18 protein-coding genes are annotated in these 22569 nt (G+C 63.7%); 10 read left to right on the forward strand and 8 right to left on the reverse strand.

Annotation, left to right across the window (positions count from 1 at the left end; all coding sequences use genetic code 11):
• Window position 1: 1 nt before the first annotated feature.
• Together JQ580_RS28485 and JQ580_RS28490 are read right to left on the reverse strand one after the other, a co-directional pair.
• Window positions 2-1291 carry an acyl-CoA dehydrogenase family protein gene (locus tag JQ580_RS28485; RefSeq protein WP_212283861.1) on the reverse strand — a complete coding sequence of 430 codons (1290 nt, stop codon included), beginning with the start codon at window positions 1289-1291 and terminating at the stop codon, window positions 2-4.
• Between the two features lie 12 nt (window positions 1292-1303).
• On the reverse strand, window positions 1304-2101 hold the full coding sequence (locus JQ580_RS28490) for an alpha/beta fold hydrolase (protein ID WP_249134500.1): 798 nt from the start codon (window positions 2099-2101) through the stop codon (window positions 1304-1306).
• Between the two features lie 201 nt (window positions 2102-2302).
• Between JQ580_RS28490 and JQ580_RS28495 the strand changes: the two genes are divergently transcribed.
• The 4 genes from JQ580_RS28495 (at window position 2303) to JQ580_RS28510 (ending at window position 7691) form a co-directional block, all read left to right on the forward strand.
• Window positions 2303-3064: an SDR family NAD(P)-dependent oxidoreductase gene (locus JQ580_RS28495; RefSeq protein ID WP_212283865.1), complete on the forward strand. Its 762-nt coding sequence runs from the start codon at window positions 2303-2305 to the stop codon at window positions 3062-3064.
• A 31-nt stretch (window positions 3065-3095) separates the two neighbouring features.
• Window positions 3096-3932 (forward strand): enoyl-CoA hydratase family protein, encoded by an 837-nt coding sequence (locus JQ580_RS28500; RefSeq protein ID WP_212283867.1) that lies wholly within the window; start codon window positions 3096-3098, stop codon window positions 3930-3932.
• A 101-nt stretch (window positions 3933-4033) separates the two neighbouring features.
• Window positions 4034-6385 carry a bifunctional salicylyl-CoA 5-hydroxylase/oxidoreductase gene (locus tag JQ580_RS28505; RefSeq protein WP_212283868.1) on the forward strand — a complete coding sequence of 784 codons (2352 nt, stop codon included), beginning with the start codon at window positions 4034-4036 and terminating at the stop codon, window positions 6383-6385.
• Window positions 6386-6440: 55 nt separating this feature from the next.
• Complete coding sequence (locus JQ580_RS28510) at window positions 6441-7691, forward strand: flavin-dependent oxidoreductase (RefSeq protein WP_212283869.1); 1251 nt, start codon at window positions 6441-6443, stop codon at window positions 7689-7691.
• A 9-nt stretch (window positions 7692-7700) separates the two neighbouring features.
• On the opposite strand, the gene JQ580_RS28515 is transcribed toward JQ580_RS28510, so the two are convergent.
• Together JQ580_RS28515 and JQ580_RS28520 are read right to left on the reverse strand one after the other, a co-directional pair.
• Window positions 7701-8159, reverse strand: a complete 459-nt coding sequence (locus JQ580_RS28515) for a cupin domain-containing protein (protein ID WP_018319243.1) — start codon at window positions 8157-8159, stop codon at window positions 7701-7703.
• Between the two features lie 28 nt (window positions 8160-8187).
• Window positions 8188-9360 (reverse strand): ABC transporter substrate-binding protein, encoded by a 1173-nt coding sequence (locus tag JQ580_RS28520; RefSeq protein WP_212283871.1) that lies wholly within the window; start codon window positions 9358-9360, stop codon window positions 8188-8190.
• Between the two features lie 252 nt (window positions 9361-9612).
• Here JQ580_RS28520 and JQ580_RS28525 point away from each other — a divergent pair, with 252 nt between their 5' ends.
• The 3 genes from JQ580_RS28525 to JQ580_RS28535 all read left to right on the forward strand — a co-directional run bounded on the left by JQ580_RS28525 (window position 9613) and on the right by JQ580_RS28535 (window position 12438).
• A complete protein-coding gene (locus tag JQ580_RS28525) occupies window positions 9613-10131 on the forward strand; it encodes a MarR family winged helix-turn-helix transcriptional regulator (RefSeq protein WP_212283873.1) in 519 nt (172 codons plus the stop codon).
• 135 nt (window positions 10132-10266) lie between these two features.
• Window positions 10267-11958: a benzoate-CoA ligase family protein gene (locus tag JQ580_RS28530; protein ID WP_212283875.1), complete on the forward strand. Its 1692-nt coding sequence runs from the start codon at window positions 10267-10269 to the stop codon at window positions 11956-11958.
• 21 nt (window positions 11959-11979) lie between these two features.
• Entirely contained in the window at window positions 11980-12438 is a 459-nt protein-coding gene (locus JQ580_RS28535) for a RidA family protein (protein WP_212284016.1), read from the forward strand.
• 6 nt (window positions 12439-12444) lie between these two features.
• On the opposite strand, the gene JQ580_RS28540 is transcribed toward JQ580_RS28535, so the two are convergent.
• Window positions 12445-13173: a CBS domain-containing protein gene (locus JQ580_RS28540; RefSeq protein ID WP_212283877.1), complete on the reverse strand. Its 729-nt coding sequence runs from the start codon at window positions 13171-13173 to the stop codon at window positions 12445-12447.
• A 210-nt stretch (window positions 13174-13383) separates the two neighbouring features.
• Here JQ580_RS28540 and JQ580_RS28545 point away from each other — a divergent pair, with 210 nt between their 5' ends.
• A complete protein-coding gene (locus JQ580_RS28545) occupies window positions 13384-15237 on the forward strand; it encodes a PHA/PHB synthase family protein (RefSeq protein WP_212283879.1) in 1854 nt (617 codons plus the stop codon).
• Window positions 15238-15263: 26 nt separating this feature from the next.
• Here JQ580_RS28545 and JQ580_RS28550 read toward each other — a convergent pair whose 3' ends face one another.
• Genes JQ580_RS28550 through JQ580_RS28560 form a run of 3 tightly spaced genes read right to left on the reverse strand, consistent with a single transcriptional unit; the run spans window position 15264 to window position 18792 of the window.
• The gene (locus JQ580_RS28550) at window positions 15264-16235 is read right to left on the reverse strand and encodes a CHAD domain-containing protein (RefSeq protein WP_212283881.1); all 972 of its coding nucleotides are present in this window, start codon (window positions 16233-16235) and stop codon (window positions 15264-15266) included.
• Between the two features lie 25 nt (window positions 16236-16260).
• On the reverse strand, window positions 16261-17784 hold the full coding sequence (locus tag JQ580_RS28555; RefSeq protein WP_212283882.1) for a bifunctional aminoglycoside phosphotransferase/ATP-binding protein: 1524 nt from the start codon (window positions 17782-17784) through the stop codon (window positions 16261-16263).
• 24 nt (window positions 17785-17808) lie between these two features.
• On the reverse strand, window positions 17809-18792 hold the full coding sequence (locus JQ580_RS28560; RefSeq protein WP_212283884.1) for a zinc-dependent alcohol dehydrogenase family protein: 984 nt from the start codon (window positions 18790-18792) through the stop codon (window positions 17809-17811).
• Between the two features lie 177 nt (window positions 18793-18969).
• Here JQ580_RS28560 and JQ580_RS28565 point away from each other — a divergent pair, with 177 nt between their 5' ends.
• Both JQ580_RS28565 and JQ580_RS28570 read left to right on the forward strand, forming a co-directional pair.
• The gene (locus JQ580_RS28565) at window positions 18970-19809 is read left to right on the forward strand and encodes a universal stress protein (protein WP_212283886.1); all 840 of its coding nucleotides are present in this window, start codon (window positions 18970-18972) and stop codon (window positions 19807-19809) included.
• A gap of 66 nt (window positions 19810-19875) precedes the next feature.
• Window positions 19876-22569, forward strand: a complete 2694-nt coding sequence (locus tag JQ580_RS28570) for a bifunctional acetate--CoA ligase family protein/GNAT family N-acetyltransferase (protein ID WP_212283888.1) — start codon at window positions 19876-19878, stop codon at window positions 22567-22569.

Below are 22569 nucleotides of genomic sequence, written 5' to 3' on the forward strand. Positions count from 1 at the left end.
GTCAGTCGTCCGTCTCGCCGGCTTCGTAAAGCGCCTCGCGCCCGATCCGGTCGAGGCACAATTCGGCAGTCCAGGGCAGCATAAGCGAGCCGCAGCGGCTGTCGCGGTAGATGCGCTCCAGCGGCAGCGAGCGAAGCATGGCCTGACCGCCGCAGGTACGGATTGCGAGCGTGGCGAGCTCGTTGGCGCCCTCCATCACCGAATATTGCGCGGCATAGGCGCGCAGCACCTGCTCCTTGCTCGGATTGGCGCAGGCTTCGGTGACCGCCTGGAACCAGATCGCCTTGATCTGCTCGAGCTTGATCTGCATCTGCGCCACGGCGATCTGCTTAGTCGGATACATCCGGCGCTTGACGGGCGGCATGCCCGGCACCTCTCCGCGCAAATATCGCACAGTGAAATCATAGGCGGCTTGCGCCAGGCCCATATAGGTGGGCGACAATGTCAGGAACATGTGCGGCCAGCGCATCGCCGCCTGGAAGTAGACGCCGCGCGGCATCAGCGCGGAGTCGTCCGGCACGAATACATCCTTGAACAGCAACGTGCGTGAGACCGTGCCGCGCATGCCCAGCGGGTCCCAGTCACCGACGACCGAGACGCCTTCCGATTTGGCCGAGATGGCCAGATACAGCGTGTTGCGGCGGGACGCCTTCTCGCCTTGCTCGATCTCGGTGCAGAGCACGCCGTAATAGTCGGCATGACCGGAGAGCGATGCAAAGATCTTCTTGCCGTTCACGATCCAGCCGCCTTCCACGGGTTTTGCTTCCGTGCCGAACGCGACGCCGCCTGCGGCGGCCGCGCCGCCCTCGGAGAAGGGTTGCGAATAGATCGCGCCGTCCTCGACGATCCGCTTGTAGTGGACAGCCCGTCGCCGCTCGTGTTCGGCGCGTGTGTCCGGGTCCATGTCGAGGTCGTCGGCGAGCGGGCCTGACCATAGGGTCGAGCACACGTGCATGTTCCAGGTCAGCGCGGTCGCGCCGCAATAGCGGCCGATCTCGGCGGCCGCCAACGCATAGGTCTGGTAGTTGGCGCCGAGCCCGCCGTGTTTCTTGGGAACGGCGATGCCGAGCAGGCCGACGCGGTGCAGGTCGCGATAATTCTCGGTCGGGAAGATCGCCTCGCGATCGTAGGTGGCAGCGCGACCGGCGAACACGCTTTGGCCGATCTCCCTTGCCCGCGTAATGATGCCGGATTGTTCGTCGCTGAGGCGGAAGGCGACGGGATCGAAGATTGGCGCATCCAGCGGGACCTTGCCGGTCGCGCCAATGGTCTTGCTGACTTGCATGGTCATTGCGCAGTCACCTTACGCTTTGGTCGTAACGGAATTCAGGAAGTGCCCGAGCGCCTCGTCGAAGGCGTCGGGACGTTCGAGGTTGGCGAGATGGCCGACGCCGGGGAGCTCGACATAGTCAGCCCCGGGAATGTAGGTCGCCGTCTTCGCCATCATCGGCGCGGGCGCATTGTTGTCCTTGGATCCCGACAGCAGCAGCGCAGGTACGGATATATCGCCGAGCGTGCCGCGCTGATCAAAGCCGATGAGAGCCAGCATCATGGCGCGATAGCTTGCCTCCGGCACGCCTCCCATGCACTCGCGCGCAAGTTCCATCCCTTCTGGATCAGGATCATCGCCGACGAGCTCCTTTACGAGTGACGGCGCCAGCGATTTCATCGTCTCGCCGCGATCGAGCGGCCCGAGCCGCGCCGCAATGAACGATTTCTGCCAGTCGCCGTCGGCCTTGCCGAAGGCCGGACTGGTTTGCGCCAGCACCACGGCGCGGGCCAGTTTCGGGTACTGCGCCAGCCATTTCTGGACAATCATGCCGCCGATGGAATGGCCGACCAGAATGGGTCTTGTTGCGCCAAGCTGTTCGATGAACTGCTGGAGCGCATCAGCCAGGGCAGCGATGCTGACGCTCGCGAGCGGTGCCGAGCCGCCGTAGCCTGGCATGTCCCACGCGATCGCGCGGAAGCGATCGCCGAACGTTGCAAGCTGCTGCCGCCAGCTCCGAGCCGCGCCGCCGATGCCATGCAGGAAAATCAGAGGGATCGCGCCCGGATCGCCGGCGGCTTCATAGGCGAAGCGTCCGTCCTTTGTTATCATGGGCACAGGCTGCGACACGCGACATCCTTCTGCTTGGCTGCTGGATGCTAACAGGCCTTGCGACGATGGGAAGCGATAATTTTATACTTAAAGCAATTTCCGGGCCGCGTTTCGTGGCGCGCCATTCGGGGTGCTTCATTGCAAAAGTTTGAAGGTTAAAATATATCAAGGCACGAGCCGCAGATCTGAGGGAGCCAGCGCATGTCGGGATTGCCGCACTCGCCGCACGCGCTGGTTACCGGGGGCGGCCGCGGCATTGGCCGCGCGATCGCTGAGTCTCTCGCCAGTGCCGGCGCCACTGTGACGATCATCGGCCGAAATGCTGCCGCCCTTGAAGAGGCCGTCAACGCAGGCGCCGCGCATTTCGCGGCCGTCGCCGACGTCGCGAACGAGACCGCTCTGAAGGCCGCGATCGCCGAGGCCCATGCGCGCAAGCCGATCGATATCCTGATCGCGAATGCAGGCAGCGCCGAATCCGCGCCATTCGCGAAATCAGACAGTGCCCTGTTTGCGCGCATGATGGACATCAATTTCATGGGCGTTGTCCATGCCATCCACGGCGTGTTGCCGGGCATGAAGGATCGTCCTTACGGCCGTATCGTGGTGATTGCGTCGACGGCCGGCCTGAAGGGCTACGCCTATGTCAGTGCCTACGCCGCGGCCAAGCACGCCGCGGTCGGGCTCGTTCGTTCGCTGGCCCTCGAGTTAGCCGGTAGCAACATGACCGTGAATGCGGTCTGTCCGGGGTTCACCGACACCGACCTCGTCGCCGGCAGCATCGACAACATCATGAAGAAGACGGGGCGCAGCCGCGAGCAGGCGGTCGCCGAGCTTGCCAAGCACAATCCGCAGGGGCGGTTGATCGCGCCTCAAGAGGTGGCCGACGCCGTCCTTTGGCTATGCGGGCAGGGCTCCAGTGCAATCACCGGACAGGCCATCGCAGTTGCGGGCGGCGAAATCTAGCGGCGCGCACTAAACAGACCAAGGAGATCGCATGAGCAGACCAGTCAATCCCGTCACCGTGCCGCTCGCGGATTATTCGCCGCAGCATTTCCTGCTGGCCGTGGTCGACGGTGTTGCCACCGTGACGCTCAATCGTCCCGAGCGAAAAAATCCGCTGACATTCGAGAGCTATCGGGAGCTAACCGATTTCTTCCGGGCTTGCGCGTTCGATGATGAGGTCAAGTGCATCGTCGTGACCGGAGCCGGCGGCAACTTCTCGTCCGGCGGCGATGTGTTCGAGATCATTGGCCCGCTCGTGAAGATGGACACCAAGGGACTGACCGCCTTCACGCGGATGACGGGCGACCTCGTCAAGGCAATGCGGGCCTGCCCGCAGCCGGTCGTTGCCGCCGTCGAAGGTATTTGTGCCGGTGCTGGCGCGATCATTGCCATGGCCTCGGACATGCGCCTTGCGGCGAGTGGGACCAAGGTGGCGTTCCTGTTCAACAAGGTGGGGCTGGCCGGCTGCGATATGGGCGCCTGCGCGATCCTGCCGCGGATCATCGGGCAGTCCCGTGCCTCCGAGCTGCTCTACACCGGCCGGTTCATGACAGCGGAAGAGGGCGAGCGCTGGGGCTTCTTCAGCCGCATCGTCACGCCGGAGCAAGTGCTACCCCAGGCACAAGTGCTGGCAACGCAGATCGCGGAAGGGCCGACCTTCGCCAACACCATGACCAAGCGGATGCTGGCGATGGAATGGGCCATGTCGGTGGAGGAAGCGATCGAGGCAGAAGCCGTTGCCCAAGCACTGTGCATGACCACGGCCGATTTCGAGCGCGCGTTCGAGGCTTTCGCCAACAAGGTCAAGCCGGTATTCAGGGGCGACTAGTCCGGCCCCCTTGCCTCGAGCCGTGGCCGGCAGCGGGGACTTGCGCGAAATTATTTTAGGCTTAAAATAGTTTCGTGGCCGGGTGAATTGGCGAGGCTCCCATGAAAGTCGCGATCATCGGTGGCGGACCTGCGGGTCTCTACGCTGCGATCCTGCTCAAGAAGCAGCGCCCGCGCGCCGACATCACGGTGTACGAACGCAATCGCGCCGATGACACCTTCGGCTTCGGCGTGGTGTTCTCGGATGCTACGCTGGACAATTTCGAAAAGCACGATCTGCCGAGCTATCGCCGCATCACCCAGGAGTTCGCCTACTGGGACGATATCGCCGTGCACTTTCGCGGCACCGTGCACCGGGTCGGCGGTAACGGCTTTTGCGGATGCTCCCGAAGCAAGTTGCTCCTGATCCTCCAGGAACGGGCGCGCGAGCTCGGCGTCGTTCTGCACTTCGAGGTGGACATCGACGACGAAACCCGGTTCGCCGATGCCGATCTCATCCTGATCGCCGACGGTATCAACAGCCGCTTCCGCGAGAAATACGTCGATCACTTCCAGCCCGAGGTCGACCTTCGCTCCAACAAGTTCGCCTGGATGGGCTCGACCAAGCCGCTCGACGCTTTCACCTTCATTTTCCAGGAGACCGAGTGGGGGCCGTTCATCGCCCACGCCTATCAGTATGAAGCGGGACACTCGACCTGGATCTTCGAGACTGATCCGCAGACATTCGAGCGCGCCGGCCTGACGGGGCTGGACGAGACGCAATCCGCCGCCCGAATGGCCGAGATTTTCGGCTGGTTCCTCGATGGACACAAGCTGCTCATCAACCGTTCGATGTGGCGCAATTTCCCGATGATCCGCAGCAAGCGCTGGGTCAAGGACAACATGGTGTTGCTCGGCGATGCCAAGGCGAGCGCGCATTTTTCGATCGGCTCCGGCACCAAGCTCGCAATGGAAGACGCGATTGCGCTGGCTGAAGCGATGGACAAATCTCCCAGCATCAAGGCCGCCCTGGACGTTTACGAGCACGGCCGCCGCGAGGAGGTCGAGAAGACGCAGCACGCTGCCGACGTCTCGCTGGTCTGGTTCGAGCATGTCGACCGCTTCTGGGATTTCGATCCCGTGCAGTTTGCCTTCGGTGTAATGACGCGCTCCAAGGCGATCACCTATGACAATCTGAAGCTCCGTGCGCCGGATTTCGTGGCGGAGGTCGAGAAGTCGTTTGCCAAGCAGGTTCGCGACAGCGGCTTTGACGTCGATACCTCGAAGCCGGTGGTGCCGCTGTTCCAGCCGTTCCGGTTGCGCGATATGGAGGTTGCCAATCGCGCGGTGATGTCGCCGATGTGCATGTACTCGGCGAAGGAGGGTGTGCCGACCGATTTCCATCTGGTGCATTACGGATCGCGCGCGATCGGTGGTGCCGGCCTCATCTTCACGGAGATGACCTGCGTCAGCCGTGATGCCCGCATCACGCCTGGCTGCGCCGGCTTGTGGAACGACGAACAGGAAGCTGCATGGCGGCGCATCGTGGATTTCGTCCACGGCAACTCGGCGGCGAAGATCTGCCTGCAGCTCGGGCATGCGGGCCGTAAGGGCGCGACCAAGCTGATGTGGGACGGCATCGATCGCCCTCTCGACGAGGGCGGCTGGGACGTAGTCTCGGCATCGCCGCTGCCCTATTTTCCCGATAGCCGGGTACCGCGCGAGCTCGATCGCGCCGGCATGAGTGAGGTAAGAGCCTCTTTCGTCGCGGCGGCCGAGCGCGGCGAGCGCTGCGGTTTCGACATGCTGGAGCTGCACTGCGCCCACGGCTATCTGCTTGCGAGCTTTATTTCGCCGCTGACGAATACGCGCACGGATGCGTATGGCGGTTCGCTCGAAAATCGTCTGCGCTTCCCGCTGGAGATCTTCCAGGCGCTGCGGGCGGCATGGCCGTCGCACAAGCCGATGTCGGTACGCATTTCCGCGACTGACTGGGCCGACGGCGGTATCACCGGCGACGATGCGGTGGCGATTGCGCGCGCTTTCGCGGAGGCCGGTGTCGATCTCGTCGATGTCTCGACGGGGCAGACCGTCCGCGATGCGCAGCCTATCTACGGGCGCATGTTCCAGACGCCGTTCTCGGATCAAGTTCGCAACGAGGCACGCGTGGCCACGATGTGCGTCGGCAACATCACCACGGCCGACCAGGCTAACACAATCCTGGCTGCCGGCCGGGCAGACCTTGTCGCCCTTGGCCGGCCGCACCTGGTCGATCCGTTCTTCACCATGAAGGCGGCGGCTTGGTACGGGGCAAAGGACGCGTTCTGCCCGCCGCAATATCTGCCTGGAATGGATCAGATTTTCCGCAACAGCGTCCGCGACCGGCAGGATCTCGAGGAGCTGCGCATTAAGGCTAAGCCAAAGACCCGGGCCGAGCTCAAGGCGGAGGCGACAAAGCCGCTTGCGGCGGAGTAACCGCCCGTGCGACGTTAACCTCATTGCCTCAGATGTTTCGAGTGGAGTAAGGGCGATGAAGGCGATTATCGTCGGTGGCGGTATCGGTGGTCTCACCACGGCATTGATGCTGCGTTCGCGCGGCATCGACTGCGAGATCTTCGAGCAGGCCGACACCATTCGTGAGCTCGGCGTCGGCATCAATACGCTGCCGCATGCCATGCGCGAACTCGCCGGCCTCGGCCTGCTCCAGAAGCTCGACGACGTCGCTGTTCGCACCGACCAACTCTATTATCTCAACCGCCACGGCCAGGAGGTCTGGCGCGAAGCCCGCGGCATCGATGCCGGCCACGACGTGCCGCAATTCTCGATTCATCGGGGCCGGCTACAGGGCGTCATCCATCGCGCCGTCGAGGAGCGGCTCGGGCATCAGGCAATCCACACCGGCTGCCGGCTTGGTGCGTTCACGCAGGACGAGAGCGGCGTCACAGCCTATTTCTTCGACCGCGCCGGCGCGCATATTCACACCGCGCGCGGCGACATCCTGATCGGCGCCGATGGCATCCATTCCCGCGTTCGCGACACGCTGTTCCCGAACGAGGGGCCGCCGTGCTGGAACGGGTTGATGTTGTGGCGCGGTGCGCGCGACTGGCCGCTGTTCCTCACCGGTAAATCCATGATCGTGGCCGGTGGCCTCAATGCCAAGGTGGTGATTTATCCGATCGCGGAGGGATCGAGCCCGGCAAGCCGCCTGACCAATTGGGCCGTGCTGGTCAAGGTCGGCGAGGGCAATGCGCCACCGCCGCGCAAGGAGGACTGGTCGCGACCGGGCCGCCGCGAGGAGCTGATGCCGCACGTCGCCCGCTTCTCGGTGCCCTATCTCGACGTGAAAAGCTTGATCTCGGCGACGCCCGAATTCTACGAATATCCGACCTGCGACCGCGATCCCTTGCCGTACTGGTCGTCCGGACGCGTGACGCTGCTCGGCGATGCCGCGCATCCCATGTATCCCGTCGGCTCCAACGGCGCGTCACAGGCGATCCTCGATGCGCGCTGCCTTGCTGATGCGCTGGTGCGCGCTGAGCATCCGCGCCAGGCGTTGCTCGAATACGAGAAGAAACGCCTGCCGATGACCGCCGATATCGTCCGCTCCAACCGGCGCGGTGGCCCCGAGGGCGTCATAGACGCCGTCGAGCAGCTCGCGCCCGACGGCTTCGACAATATCGACAATGTGCTCAGCTATTCCCAGCGCGAGGCCATCGTCCGTGGCTACGCCACCAAGGCCGGTTTCGCGGCCGTGCCGGGGCTTGCAGCGGTGCGCGCCTGAGGCCCGCCGCTAGCCGGCGCCGGGAGGCGGCGGCAGGAAATGGATGTTGAACTCGGCCGCCATCGCCACCACGTCTTCCGGCTTCTGTTCCTTCATGTTGTGAAGGCCCCAGAACAGGTCGAACAGCTTTTTGGTAGGCGAGACCCAGAACAGCACCTTTGCGGTCTGCTCCGACTTGTTGAAGATGCCGTGCGGGACGCCCATGCCGAGCCGGATCAGATCGCCCGCGGTCGCCTGCGACTCCGAATTGCCGAGCATGAAGTCGAGCTTGCCCTCGAGCATATAGAGATATTCGTCCTGGTCGGGATGAATGTGCGGCGGCACGAACGTGCCCGGAGGCAAGGTCGCGTGCCAGGAGAAGCTATGCTCGGTCTTGCTCTTCGGCACATAGGTCTGGCCGAGGATATTCCAGGAAATGCCCTGAATGCCCTCATTGGCCCGTGTGATGCCGGTAATTTCGCTGCTCATTGAAGTCCTCCCGTAACCCGTCGCGGCTTTAGTTCGCCGCCTTGCAGTCCTTCGCGTAGCGGTCGCCGTAATTCTCGAAGACCTTCTGGACAATCTCGGTCTGGAACTTGCCGTCCGGACGCTTGGCGACCTTGGTCAGATAAAAGTCCTGGATCGGATAGCCGTTGGTGTTGAACTTGAAGGCGCCGCGCAGCGACGTGAAATCAGCCTTCTTCAGCGCGGCCCCTACAGCATCCTTGTTCGACAGGTCGCCCTTCACGGCCTTGATTGCACTGTCGATCAGCATCGCTGCGTCGTAGGCCTGGAAGGCGTAGGTGCCGGGCACGACATTGTAGGCGGCCTCATAGGAGGCGACGAACTTCTTGTTCTGGGGATTGTCGAGATTGGGCGCCCAGTTGGCCCCGCCGAACATGCCGACGGCCGCGTCCTGCTGCGCGGGCAAGGTCGATTCATCCACCGTGAACGCCGAGAGCACCGGAATGCTGTCGGCGAGGCCGGCCTGCCGGTACTGCTTGACGAGATTGACGCCGAGGCCGCCTGGCATGAACGTGAACAGCGCATCGGGCTTCTGCGAGGAGATCTTGGACAGCTCCGGCTGGAAGTCCAGCGTGTTCAGCGGCATGTAGGATTCCTCGACGATCTCGCCCTTGTAGTCGAGCTTGAAACCCACCACCGAATCCTTGCCGGCCTGATAGTTCGGCACCATCAGGTACATGCGCTTGTAGCCGCGATCCTGCGCGACCTTGCCGAGGATCTCGTGAACCTGATCGTTCTGATACGAGGTCACATAGAAGAACGGGTTGCAGTCCTTGCCGGCAAAGGTCGACGGGCCCGCGTTGGGGCTGATCAGGAAGGTCTTCGATTCCGTCACGGGCCGGTGGATCGCCTGCAGGATGTTGGAGAAGATCGGACCGATCACGAAGTCGACCTTGTCGCGCTCGAGCAGTCCCTTGACCTTGGTCACTGCGGCGTCCGGCTTCAGTTCGTCATCGACCACGACGACCTCGACGTCACGACCGCCCATCTTGCTGCCGAGGTCCTTGACCGCGAGCGCAAAGCCGTCGCGAACCTGCTGACCAAGCGCGGCGGCCGGTCCCGACAGGGTCACGATCACGCCGAGCTTGATTTTCTCCTGGGCCAGGGCAGGGGTCATTGCGGTGCCGAGCAGCAAGGCTGCGGCCAAGGTCGATTGCATTCTCATGATCTGTCCCCCGTGACATCAGGGCTTGCGCTGCAAGCCTTCGTACTCTGATCCAAGCTTATGCCGATGATGGCGGCCGCGGCAAGCAGGGCGCAATGTGTCGCCATCCGCGCGTAGCGGCGCATGCAAGCGGCGCGCCAATTATTTGAAGCCTAAAGAAATTGGCGTGCGATCGATTGTTGCAGCTTTGGACTTGCGGCCGGCTTCAATTTATTTGAAGCTCAAAACGTTGGGGAATCCGTGCCGGCGCCAATGCCTGCCGAGAGTGACTGCACCGAGATGCTCGATTCCGAGACCAAGGCCGTCGAAACTCCGGAGGACCACGCTGACGAGCTTCGGCTGTGGTTGCGCCTCCTGACCTGCACGACTCTCATCGAAGGCGAGGTCCGCGGCCGTCTGCGGCAGCGGTTCGACGTTACGCTACCCCGCTTCGATCTGATGGCGCAGCTTGACAAGGCGCCCGACGGCATGACGCTGTCCGATGTCTCCAAGCGGATGATGGTGTCGAATGGCAACGTCACCGGTCTCGTCGAGCGCCTCGTGGAGTCCGGCCATCTCGACCGTCGAACCTCGGAGACGGATCGCCGGGTCCAAGTGATCCGCCTCACGAAACTCGGTCGCGCCGAGTTCCGCAAGATGGCCGCGGAGCACGAGACCTGGATCGCCGATCTGTTCGCTGACCTCTCGCCGAAAGACGTCCGCGAATTGATGCGGCTGCTCGCCAAGACCAAGTCGTCGGCGCAGAAATCAGCCGCGCGTCGCCGGGCCTAAGAACGGCGCGCCAATCCCTCTGCCGCTGGAAAAAGCACGCTGTGCCCAAAATCCGCTATTGCGCCGAATTGTTTTAAGCCTAAAATGTTTTCAGATCGTGCTGCCGGGTGCAATCCATGCTGAAAGGAGCGTGCGATGGCCAACGCCGCCAAGGTTCAAGTGACGGGCTCGCATGGCGGTAACGCCGCGACGGCTCATGTCGATACGTTCGCGCAGCAGCATCTGCCGCCGCGCGAGCTGTGGCCCGAATTCATCTTCACGCGGCCGGAGCTGAACTATCCCCCGCGATTGAATTGCGTCAGTTATTTCCTCGATCGCTGGGTCGAGCAGGGACATGGCGAGGCGCCCTGCGTCATCAGCCCCGCCGTCAGCTACACCTATCGCGAGCTGCAATCGTTGGTGAACCGCATTGCCAACGTGCTGGTCGGCAAGCTCGGTCTCGTCCCCGGTGGGCGCGTGCTGCTGCGCTCCGCCAACAATCCGATGATGGTTGCGACCTATCTCGCAGTGATCAAGGCCGGCGGCATCGTGGTGGCGACGATGCCGCTGCTCCGCGCCAAGGAATTGGCCTACCCGATCCAGAAGGCGGAGATCACGCTGGCGCTGTGCGACGGCAAGCTCGCCGAGGAAATGGAGAAGGCAAAAGCGGCGGCCTCCGGTCTCAAGCACGTGGTCTATTGGGGCAATGGCGCCGCCGACGCGCTCGAGGCGCTGATTGCCGATGCGAGTCCGGAGTTCAGGGCCGTCGATACGGCCGCCGACGACATCTGCCTGATCGCCTTTACGTCGGGCACGACGGGCGATCCCAAGGGCACCATGCACTTCCACCGCGACATGCTCGCTGTGTGCGACGGCTACGCGCGCAACATCCTGCGCGCCGAGCAGAGGGATCGCTTCGTCGGCTCGGCGCCGCTCGCTTTCACCTTCGGCTTCGGCGGCGTGCTGTTTCCGATGCACATCGGCGCCTCCTTCGTGGTATTGGAGAAGACGACGCCGGACGATATTCTGACCGCGATCGAGCAGTACAAGACCACGGTCTGTTTCACAGCGCCGACCGCATACCGCGCCATGATCGGCAAGCTTTCGGGGCGCGACATCTCCTCGCTCCGAAAGTGCGTCTCCGCCGGCGAGACGTTGCCCAAGCCAACCTTCGACGCATGGCTCAAGGCCACCGGAATCAAGCTTATGGACGGCATCGGCTCGACCGAGCTGCTGCACATCTTCATCAGCGCGACGGAGGACGAAATTCGTCCCGGCGCCACTGGAAAGCCCGTACCGGGCTATGAGGCCAAGATCGTCGATGACGACGGCCATGATTTGCCGCTGGGCACGATGGGCAAGCTTGCGGTGCGCGGGCCGACGGGATGCCGCTATCTCGCCGACGAGCGGCAGCGCAAATATGTCCAGAATGGGTGGAACATCACCGGCGACACCTATCTGATGGATAGCGATGGCTACTTCTGGTACCAGTCGCGCTCCGACGACATGATCGTATCGGCGGGCTACAATATCGCGGGCACCGATGTCGAAGCGGCGCTGCTCACGCATCCGGCGGTCGCCGAGTGCGGCGTGGTCGGCGCACCCGACGAAGCCCGAGGCATGATCGTGAAGGCCTATGTCATTGCGGCGCCCGGCGTGACGGCGGACGCACAGCTCGTGGCCGAACTGCAGGAGCATGTCAAACGCGAGATCGCGCCCTACAAATATCCGCGCGCGATCGAGTTCGTGACGCAACTGCCGAAGACCGAGACCGGAAAACTGAAGCGCTTTGCCCTGCGGCAACTGGCGCAGGCCGCGGCGACGTCCTCGGGCGTCGCGGCGGAATGAGAGAAGGATGAAGACTTGTCCGTGACGACGCCGAAAGGCCCGCAGCTCGCAGTGCTGCCGACGGCAGCCGAGGATGACACCCGTCCGCGGGTGCAGGTGCTCCAGCCGTCGGGGTGGCCGATGCCGAAGGGCTATGCCAATGGTATAGCCGCCGAGGGGCTCATCGTCGTCACCGGCGGGGTGATCGGCTGGGATGCCGAGGAGCGTCTCGCCGACGGCTTTGTCGCGCAGGTGCGCCAAACCCTGAGCAACATCGCCGCGATCCTGGCTGAAGCCGGCGCGCGGCCCGAGCATCTCGTACGCTTGACCTGGTACGTCGTCGACATGGACGAGTACCTGTCCAACCTGAAGGAACTCGGCAAGATCTACCGGACCATCTTCGGTGCGCACTATCCGGCGATGGCGCTGGTGCAGGTCGTGCGTCTGGTGGAGAAGGCGGCGCGCGTCGAGATCGAAGCCACCGCCGTCATTCCGCGCTGAGTCCGCTCAGCTTGCCTTGGCGAGCTCGTCGTCCTCGGGGGAGTTCAGGTAGATGCCCGACATGGTGTCGACCCAGCACAGATGGTCGTGCACCTTCTTCACGCCCTCGACGTTCTCCGCGGCGACCATCGCGGCCTGCCGCGTGCGCTCTTCGGTGATGACGCCGCTGAGGTGAACGATGCCGTCGCGGACGATGACGTTGAGCCCGAACGGGCACCAGTCGTTCTTCTCCATGGTCTCGATGATGCGGCTGCGAATGTGATCGTCATCCGCCGTCGGATCCGGCACCTCGCGGGCGAGCCCCGCGACCGCCTGCAGCAAATTGGCCCGCGACACGATCCCGACGACCTTGTCGCCGCGCACCACCGGCAGCCGCTTCACGTTGTTCCGCTCCATGAGATCGACGATCTCGGCGAGCGCGGTATCCTCCGTGATGGTCACGACCGTGGCGGTCATCACTTCCGAGACCTTGCGTCCGTGCTCATGGACGAAATCACTGGCCGACTTGCCCGGACCGAGAATGAACCGTAGCCAGCGTCCGCGCTTGCGCCCGGTGCCGATTTCGCTGCGGCGGATGAAATCCCCTTCCGAGACGACGCCGACCAGCTTGCCGGTATCGTCGACGACCGTGAGACCGCTGACATGCCGCTTCAGCATGATATTCGCCGCCTCGACGATGCTGGTGTCGGGGGTAACCGAGATGACCGACCGGGTCATGATCTGGTGGGCGCGCATGGATAGCTCCGCTGGCTTTGCAAATTTCGATGCGCCAAAACTAGCCCGGGTGTCAGGGTGCGGTTTGACGCAGGTCAATTGGACGAAACCTATCCGTCCTGATTGAGCAATCGTGATCCGCCCCGGATTTGATGCAGCTCAACGCCTCTGCGAGGCGTCGCCATATCCTGTTGCCTATGTAGACCAGCAGTCCCCCGGGAACATTGAGCCATGAGCGTCGTGCAGATCTTTTCACGGGCCGAAGAGCCGGCGGTGCAGGTTGTTCCCGTCAAGCCCGTTGCGGGTCCCGAAGCCTCGACAGTGAGCCCTGACGCAGCTGCAGGAATCCCTGCCGCGACCGTTTCTCCGCCTGCGCCGGAGCCGTATCCCCTCGACCGCGCGTTTCACGCGATGCTGGCGCGGTTCACGGGCGGAATTTCGCCGCTGGCCTTGTCGCTGGCTTGGCTCGATTGGAGTTCGCACCTCACTGCGGCGCCGCAGCGCCAGATGGAGATGTCCCGTAACATCCTGCGCGACACCGGCCGGCTGGCGGAAGCCGCTGCGCACGCGACGTCACCGGGCCACAAGCCGTGGTCCGTGATCCAGCCGCAGGGGCGCGATCGCCGTTTCAGCGGACCGCAATGGGAAACCGCGCCGTTTAATCTTCTGGCGCAGGCATTCTTGCTCACGGAGAGCTGGTGGCGCGATGCCGCGACTGGCGTGCGCGGCGTATCGCACGGAAACGAAGCCATCGTCGAGTTCTCGATGCGCCAGATGCTCGACATGCTGGCGCCGTCGAATTTCGCCGCGACCAATCCGAAGGTGCTGGAGAAGGCGTTCCAGAGTGGCGGAGAGAATTTTGTCTTCGGCTGGCAAAACTGGTGCAGCGACCTGATGCGCCTGCTCTCCGGTTCGAAGCTGGCGGACGACGGGCAGTTCGTGGTCGGCAGGACGGTGGCGGCATCGCCCGGCAAGGTCGTCTACCGCAACGAGTTGATCGAGCTGATACAGTACCATCCGACCACCGCGCAGGTGCGACCCGAGCCGATCCTGATCGTGCCGGCCTGGATCATGAAATATTACATTCTCGATCTCTCGCCGCAGAACTCGCTGGTCAAATATCTGACCGGGCAGGGTTTCACCTTGTTCGCGATTTCCTGGCGCAATCCGGATGCGAGGGATCGCGATCTCGCCTTTGACGACTATCGCAGGCTGGGGGTCATGGCGGCGCTCGACATGATCGGCCTGATCGTGCCGGGTCGAAAGACCCACGCGCTCGGCTATTGTCTCGGAGGCACTTTGCTGTCGATCGCCGCCGCGGCGATGGAGCGCGACGGCGATAACCGCCTCGCCACCATTACCCTCCTTGCCGCCCAGACTGACTTCACCGAGGCCGGAGAGCTGACGCTCTTCATCAACGAGAGCCAGGTCGCCTTTCTCGAAGACATGATGTGGCAGCGTGGCTATCTCGATACGACTCAGATGGCCGGCGCCTTCCAGCTGCTGCGCTCCAACGAATTGATCTGGTCGCGTCTGTCGCATGACTATCTGATGGGCGACAGCGCGCCAATGAACGATCTGATGGCATGGAATGCGGACGCAACGCGGCTGCCTTACCGCATGCATTCGGAATACCTGCGAAAGCTGTTCCTCGACAATGATCTGGCCGGGGGACGTTATCAGGTCGGCGGCCGGAGCGTTTCGCTATCCGATATTCACGCACCGATGTTCGTGGTCGGCACGCTGGCCGATCACGTCGCGCCGTGGCGATCCGTCTACAAGATCCACTATCAGGTCGATGCCGACGTGACGTTCCTGCTGACCAGCGGCGGCCACAATGCCGGCGTCGTTGCGCCTCCCGACGAGCCCGGCCACAGCTATCAGGTGCTGAGCAAGGCCGAAGACGCGCCCTATGTCGGCCCGGAAGAATGGTTGAAGCTGGCACCGCACATCGAAGGGTCGTGGTGGCCGGAATGGACCAATTGGCTGGCGGTACGCTCCGGCGCGCCCTGCGATCCGCCGCCGATCGGGTTTGGCGGCGCTGCCGACCTGCCTGATGCGCCTGGAGACTACGTCCACACCTGAGGGGCGATCCGGAGCGTGTGGAAGCTTCAGATCTCCGGCTCCGAACTCGGAGCGAGATCCGAGGAGCGGAAGGGCTTGGCCTTGTTCAGCTTGCGGTAGGCCGTTGACGCCCTCCGCAACAGCTTCCTTTCTCGCTTACGACTGCCGAAGCGATCGCCGACATCGTGGCCGGCGCCGTTCAACGAGGCCGCCAACGCGTGTCCCCGTGCGTCGTCGTTCAATTGCCCAAGCGACCGTTGCGCCTTGCGCAATGTCTTGAGGATGGATTTCTGTTTCGCCAGCGAATCCTCTGCAAAAAGGTCCTGGAGCGACTCGATCGAATAGGTCAGCCGCTTGTTGAGAATTCGCAGCTTGTGTCGTTTCTCGACGTCGAGCTTGCGGAGGTTTCGCGCCTTCTTGAGCAGCGTCGTCTCCCATTCGGTTAGCCGTGCCGCCGCGTGGTCGGCGAGTGTGCAGCGACGCAGTCGAATGGCGTCCTTGCTACGCCGGGTCGACCAGGGGCCGTTCTCGATCCAGGCCGAGGTCTGCTCGACAAGGCGGCGATACCGTGAGGATTGCAGCGCACGAGCCAGCAGGCGGTGACTCTCGGCCCGCTTGTCGTCCCAATGCTGAAGCTCGGCGACCACCGCGAGCTCGGCGCCGCTCTCGGCGACGATCCGCTCGATCGCCACGTCGAGATCCCTGACCATGCCGAGCTGGCCGTTCAGCCATTTCAGTTCGGCCCAGACCTTCGGGCGCTGGGCATCGTCGACCATCGGCGAAAAGAAGCGGATGGCGGTTCGCAGATGTGTCAACGCAATCCGGATGGTGTGCAGCGCGTCGGGATCGCCGCCGCAGGTGCTGTCATGCTGGGCCAGCACGGCATCGAGGTGGCGGCGCGCGATGATGCGGAACGCGGTATCGCAGGCCATTCCGGGGCTGAGGCGGCCGGGCAGGGCATTGCGCCGCGCCGCCGGCGTGGCGCGAGCGGCCGTCGGTGTCGTGGTGGGTCGCGCCATCTTTGCTTGCGCCAATCCGGTTGCCTTATATGCCTTCAGCGATCGCGTCCCGGCAGTTCTTGAACGTCTGCTCTTGCGTCCCGGATGCATCGATGGTCGCCCAGCCGACGCGGCCGATATTATAGTGCTCTTGCTGCGCAGCAACCTCCTGCGTGGCGTCGGACGCGTCTCCCCGGCGGCCTCCGATCCGCATCTGCCGGGTGGCGAGGTCCGCAACCAGAAATAGACCGTTCAGCGGCACATTGCGCTCGCGTGCCAATGCGGCGATCGCGTCCCGCTCGTCCTCGCGGGCGAACACGCCGTCGATGATCGCCGAATGGCCCTGCGCCAGCACCCGGCGGGCGCGCTGAGCCAGTGTATCGTAGACGCGGGCTGCGTGCTCCGGCGTGTAGGCGGACGGCGGCAGGCGGTGCGTGTCCTCGACCCCGAACATCTGCTTGCGAACGAGGTCGCTGCGCAGCACGACGGCCCCCGGGGGCGGTGCGACGACGGGTGCGAGCGCTTGCGCCAGAACCGTCTTGCCGGTGCCCGACAGGCCGCCGACCGCAATCAGGCGCGGTGCGGCCGGATGGATCAGGTTCCTCGCGAGGTCAAAATAACCTCTCGCCTCGCCAAGCACGTCGGGGTCATCGGGATGCGTCGGCTTCAACCGCGCCAGGGCCACCTGGGCGCGGATCGCTGCCCGGATGGACATGAAAAGCGGCAGGACGGAGAGCGCATCGAGATTGTCGGCCGGCGTCCCGGTCAGATAGCGGTTCAGGACGATGTTGGCCGCACCTGGCTGATCGTGGTGCAACAGGTCCATCAGCGTGAAGGCGAGATCGTAGAGCACGTCGACGGTCGCCATCTGCGGATCGAACTCGATGGCGTCGAACAGCACGGGGCAGTCGTCGATCAGGACGATATTTGCGAGATGCAGATCCCCATGGCAGCGGCGCACGAAGCCCTGATGACCGCGCTGTGCCAGCAGCGGACGGAGGCGCAAGAATGCCTCGTGGGAGGCTTTGCCGAGTTCTTCGACATCTCCCGCAGTGAAATGGCCGCCGGCCCGCAGACCCCGACTGTTGCCGTCGATCAAGGCGGGGATGGAAGCGACCCACGCGTCCCCGTCGGCGGCGGTCGCCGCGCCGTGGGAGGCCACGATCGCGTCGGCAGCAGCCGACGCGATCTTCGCACCCAGCGGGCCCGCTTTTGCAAGGTGATCCAGCGTCATGTTTTCGTCGAAGCGCGCCATGTCCACCGCATACTCGATCGGGCGGCCGAGACCTTCGACCTGCACCGAGCCATCCGGCTCTTCCGTGATCACCACGACGCGATGATAGATCTGAGGCGCCAGCGGCCGATTGATCCTGATCTCATCTTCGCACGCTGCCTTGCGTTTCTCGAGCGTCGAATAATCCAGGAAGGGAAACCGCACGGCGCGCTTGATCTTCAACGCGCGTTTGCCGTCGAGGAATACCGAGGCTCCATGCGTGTCGATCCGCGTCACGCCGGGATGGCGGGCCAGTGTCCGGAAGACCCGCTCCTGGGTCGCCATTTCATCTTTCATGGGAACGGACATCCGAAAGCACCATCACGGCGTCAGCACGGCCGCGCCGAGAATTTGGCCGGCCCGCAGCATGTTCAGGACCTCGTTGGCCCGATGAAGCGGAAATGCAGTCGTTTCAGTGCGCACGCCGGCTTGCGGAGCGATCTCGAGAAAATCGAGGCCATCCTGCCGGGTCAGATTGGCGACCGACAGCAACTGCCGTTCCTGCCAGAGCAGATCGTATGGAAAGCTTGGAATGTCGGTCATGTGGATGCCGGCGCATACGACGCGGCCGCCTTTGCGAACGGCGCGCAACGCGGAGGGGACAAGCTCGCCTGATGGTGCGTAGATGATGGCCGCATCCAGCGGTTCGTCGGGCACCTCGTCCGATGCTCCCGCCCAGACGGCGCCGAGACGACGGGCAAGATCTTGCGCAGCAGCATCGCCGCGTCGCGTGAATGCGTAAACAGATCGTCCCTGCCAAACCGCGACTTGCGCAATGATGTGGCCGGCCGCGCCGAAACCATAGAGGCCGAGACGTTCGGCAGGGCCGGCGAGCACCAGCGAGCGCCAGCCGATCAGCCCCGCACACAGCAGAGGAGCGATCTCCACGTCGTCGCCCACCTCACCGAGGGGAAAGGCGTAACGCGCGTCGGCGATGGCGTGGGTCGCGTAGCCGCCGTCGCGCGTGTAGCCGGTGAACAGCGGTGCGTCACAGAGGTTTTCCATGCCCTTCCGGCAGAAGCGGCAATGTCCGCAAGTAAAACCGAGCCAGGGAATACCGACGCGATCACCGGTCGCATGCGTCGTGACATTGGGACCCACGAGATCGACCCGACCGACGATCTCGTGGCCGGGCACGATCGGATAGTGAATATCGGGCAGCTCTGCATCGACGAGATGAAGGTCGGTCCGGCATACGCCGCAGGCGCTGACCTTCACTCGGAGCTGACCTTCGCCGGGGATCGGGTCAGGCCGCTCCTCCATCTGGAGCCGCGTTCGCGGGGCCGGCAACACCATCGCGCGCATCAGTCTCTCCGGGGCGAATGCTCAGACTGAGTTATTCTTAGAATGGCTGGACGGCCAGTGCTTGACGTCGGTCAACGCCCTGTTTTTCCAACTCGAACGGAGCAAGTTCCCTAGGCTTGACGAGGATCAAGGGGCTCGACGAAAGCCGGCTTATTGTGGCGGCCGAGGAGAATCTCGATGCCCATCAAGGACGTCTTTCTGCCGCTCGTCGGCCGGCCGCGCGGACCAGCCTTGATGGCAATCGAGAAATGTGTGGCCGTCGCCGCCGACCTCGGCGCCAGGATCACGGGACTCGCGCTCGAGCAAGACGTTTTCGAGCGGCCGAAGGTGATGCTGCCCTATGACCGCGATTCCGCGGAGGCCGGCAGTTCTGGTGAAGTGAACGATACCCAGCAGCTCCTCAATGCCTTCACCAATGCGGCGTCCCGTGCCAACATCCGCGCCCAGAGCCGAACGGGAAAGGTGCCGGCGAACCAGATCGCGGAGGTCTTGGCCGAGCATGCCCGCTTCAGCGATCTCACGCTGTTTCCCGTGAAGCCGCACGACAGCCGAACGGAGCACATCATCGAAACCCTCCTGTTCGACTCCGGGCGGCCGCTGCTTCTCTGCCCGGAGCAGCTTGCGGAGCAGTTGCGGCCGGAATTCGAGAACGTCATGATCGCCTGGGATTATTCTGCCCGCGCTGCGCGTGCGGTCGGCGACGCTATGCCGATTCTTCAGGCCGCCACCTCGATCCGCGTGGTAACGGTAGCGGAGGACAAGGCCGACGCGGCCGCGCAATCCGGCACGGCACTCGTCGACCATCTGAGAGAACACGGGGTCTATGCCTCCTTCGAAATTGTGGCCGGGAACGGCAGCTCGACCGGCAAGGTCCTGGGAAGCTGGGCGAATTCCCACGGAATGGATGCGATCGTGATGGGCGCCTACCATCATTCACGCCTGAACGAGACCGTGTGGGGCGGTGTGACAAAGACCGTCATTGGCCAGCCACCGTGCTGGGTTATGATCTCGCACTAGGCTCGCCAGTTTCCCGGCCTGATCGTCAACCATCGGAACCGCCGCTGACCCGGCGCATTTGCCTTCATGTCAACCTATCGTCTCAACCATCTGCTGGCCCCGCGTTCAGTTGCACTCGTCGGCGCGAGCGCCCGTCCGGTCTCCGTCGGACGCGCCGTTCTTGAGAACATTCACAAGTCCGGGTTCAAGGGGCAGTTCGGCCTCGTCAACCCACGTCATGCCGAAATCGGCGGCGTCGCTGCGGTGAAAAGCCTGGACGGCTTGGACTTCGTGCCCGAACTCGTGGTCATCACCGCGCCGGCGCAAGAGATTCCTGACATCATCGACCAGGCCGGGCGTCGTGGATCGGCGGGGGCACTGATCGTCTCGGCAGGGCTCGGCCACGGACCTGGATCTTTGCAAGAGGCTGCAATCACAGCCGCCCGCAAATACGGCATGCGGCTGATCGGGCCGAACTGCCTCGGCATCATGATGCCCGGCGTCAACCTGAATGCCAGCTTTGCTGCGCACATGCCGGGGGCAGGCAGCCTCGCGCTGATCTCGCAATCGGGCGCGATCGCTGCCGGCATGGTCGACTGGGCAGCACACCGCGGCGTCGGCTTTTCCGGGATCGTCTCGATCGGCGATCAGATCGACGTCGATATCGCCGATCTCCTCGACTATTTCGCGATGGATCACAAGACCCGCGCGATCCTGCTCTACATTGAATCCATCAAGGACGCGCGCAAGTTCATGTCGGCGGCGCGTGCCGCCGCGCGCGTGAAGCCTGTCGTCGTGGTCAAATCCGGCCGAATGGCGCAGGGTGCGAAGGCAGCCGCCACGCATACCGGCGCGCTCGCCGGCGCCGACGCCGTCTATGACGCGGCGTTCCGCCGCGCCGGTGTGTTGCGGGTCTCCGATTTGCGTGAGCTGTTCGATTGTGCCGAGACGCTCGGCCGCGTCGAATCGCCGACGGGAAAGCGTCTCGCCATCCTGACCAACGGCGGCGGCATCGGCGTGCTCGCCGTCGATCGATTGGTCGAACTCGGCGGAATTCCGGCAACCCTCTCTGCGGACGTGCGCAAGACGCTCGACGCGGTTCTGCCGCCGACCTGGTCCGGTGCAAATCCCGTCGACATTGTCGGCGACGCTGACGCCGCGCGCTACGCCGCAGCGCTCGAGGTTCTGCTGGCGGATCGCGACAACGACGCTGTTCTGGTCCTCAACGTGCAAACGGCGATCGCCTCGGCAGCCGAGATCGCCACGACCGTGACGGAACTCGTCGGCAAATATCGAAAGGAGCACCGCAGCTGGGCGAAGCCTGTATTGGCCGCCTGGGTGGGAGCCGATCAGCACATCATCCAGACACTCTCCAGCGCCGGTGTGCCGAACTATCCGACCGAGGATGATGCCGTCCGCGGCTTCATGTACTTGGTACGGCACCGCGAAGTGGTGGAGGAGCTGAGCCAGGTTCCTCCCGCGATGCCTGATACGTTCGTGCCGGATGCCCGGGGGGCGAAGCAGATCGTCACTGCTGCGATCGCGGACGGTCGTGAGTGGCTAGAGCCTGTCGAGATCAAAAACCTGCTCGAAGCCTACGACATCGCCATGGTGCCGACCTATGCGGCAACCGACGTCGAGCAGGCGGTCGGCTATGCAAAGGAGATCTTTGCACAGGGTGGCACTGTCGTGCTGAAGATCATGTCGCGCGACATCACCCACAAATCCGACGTCGGCGGCGTCGTTCTCAACCTCACCACGCCTGAAGCCGTGCGGGGGGCTGCCACGAACATTCTCGCGCGGGCGAAGAAGCTGCGTCCCGAGGCACGTATTGGCGGTGTGATAGTTCAGGCGATGGTCGTCAAGGCAAAAGCACGCGAGCTGATCCTGGGCCTCGCTGACGATCCTACATTCGGCACTGTCGTCGTGTTCGGCCGCGGCGGCACGGCAGTCGAGATCATCAACGACAAGGCGCTGGCGCTACCGCCGCTGGATCTGCAGCTTGCTCGCGACCTGATCGACCGCACCCGCGTGTCGCGGCTGTTGAAGGCCTATCGCGACGTGCCGGCGGTCAAGCAAGACGCCGTGGCCATGGTGCTGGTCAAGCTGGCGCAGATGGCGGCCGACATTCCCGAGATCCGCGAATTCGACATCAATCCGCTGCTGGCGGACGAAACCGGGGTGACCGCGGTCGACGCCCGTGTCGCGGTCGGTCCGCCGCAACGGAAGTTCGTCGGCTCGGGCCCAGCCAATTTCGCAGTTCGTGCCTATCCGTCACAATGGGAGCGGCGCCTCAAGCTCAAGGAAGACTGGCGCATCTTCGTTCGGCCCATGCGCCCCGAGGACGAGCCGACCATCCACGAATTCCTGCGTCACGTCACCCCGCACGACCTTCGCCTGCGCTTCTTCGCGCCGATGAAGGAGTTTACCCACGAGTTCATCGCGCGCCTGACCCAGCTCGACTACGCCCGCGCGATGGCCTTCATCGCCTTCGACGAGGCCACCGGCGAAATGGTCGGCGTGGTCCGGCTCCACTCGGATTCGATCTACGATAGCGGCGAATACGCGATCCTGCTGCGGTCCGATCTCAAGGGCAGGGGGCTCGGCTGGGCGCTCATGCAGCTCATCATCAACTACGCCAAGTCGGAGGGGCTGAAAGTCATCTCGGGCGACGTGCTCAAGGAGAACACCGTGATGCTCGAAATGTGCCGACAGCTCGGCTTCGAGGTCAAGCCGGATCCGACCGAGCCCGACATCTGCGACGTCAAGCTGACGCTCTGA

Source organism: Bradyrhizobium sp. SZCCT0148, from assembly GCF_018129985.1.
GTDB lineage: Bacteria > Pseudomonadota > Alphaproteobacteria > Rhizobiales > Xanthobacteraceae > Bradyrhizobium > Bradyrhizobium japonicum_H.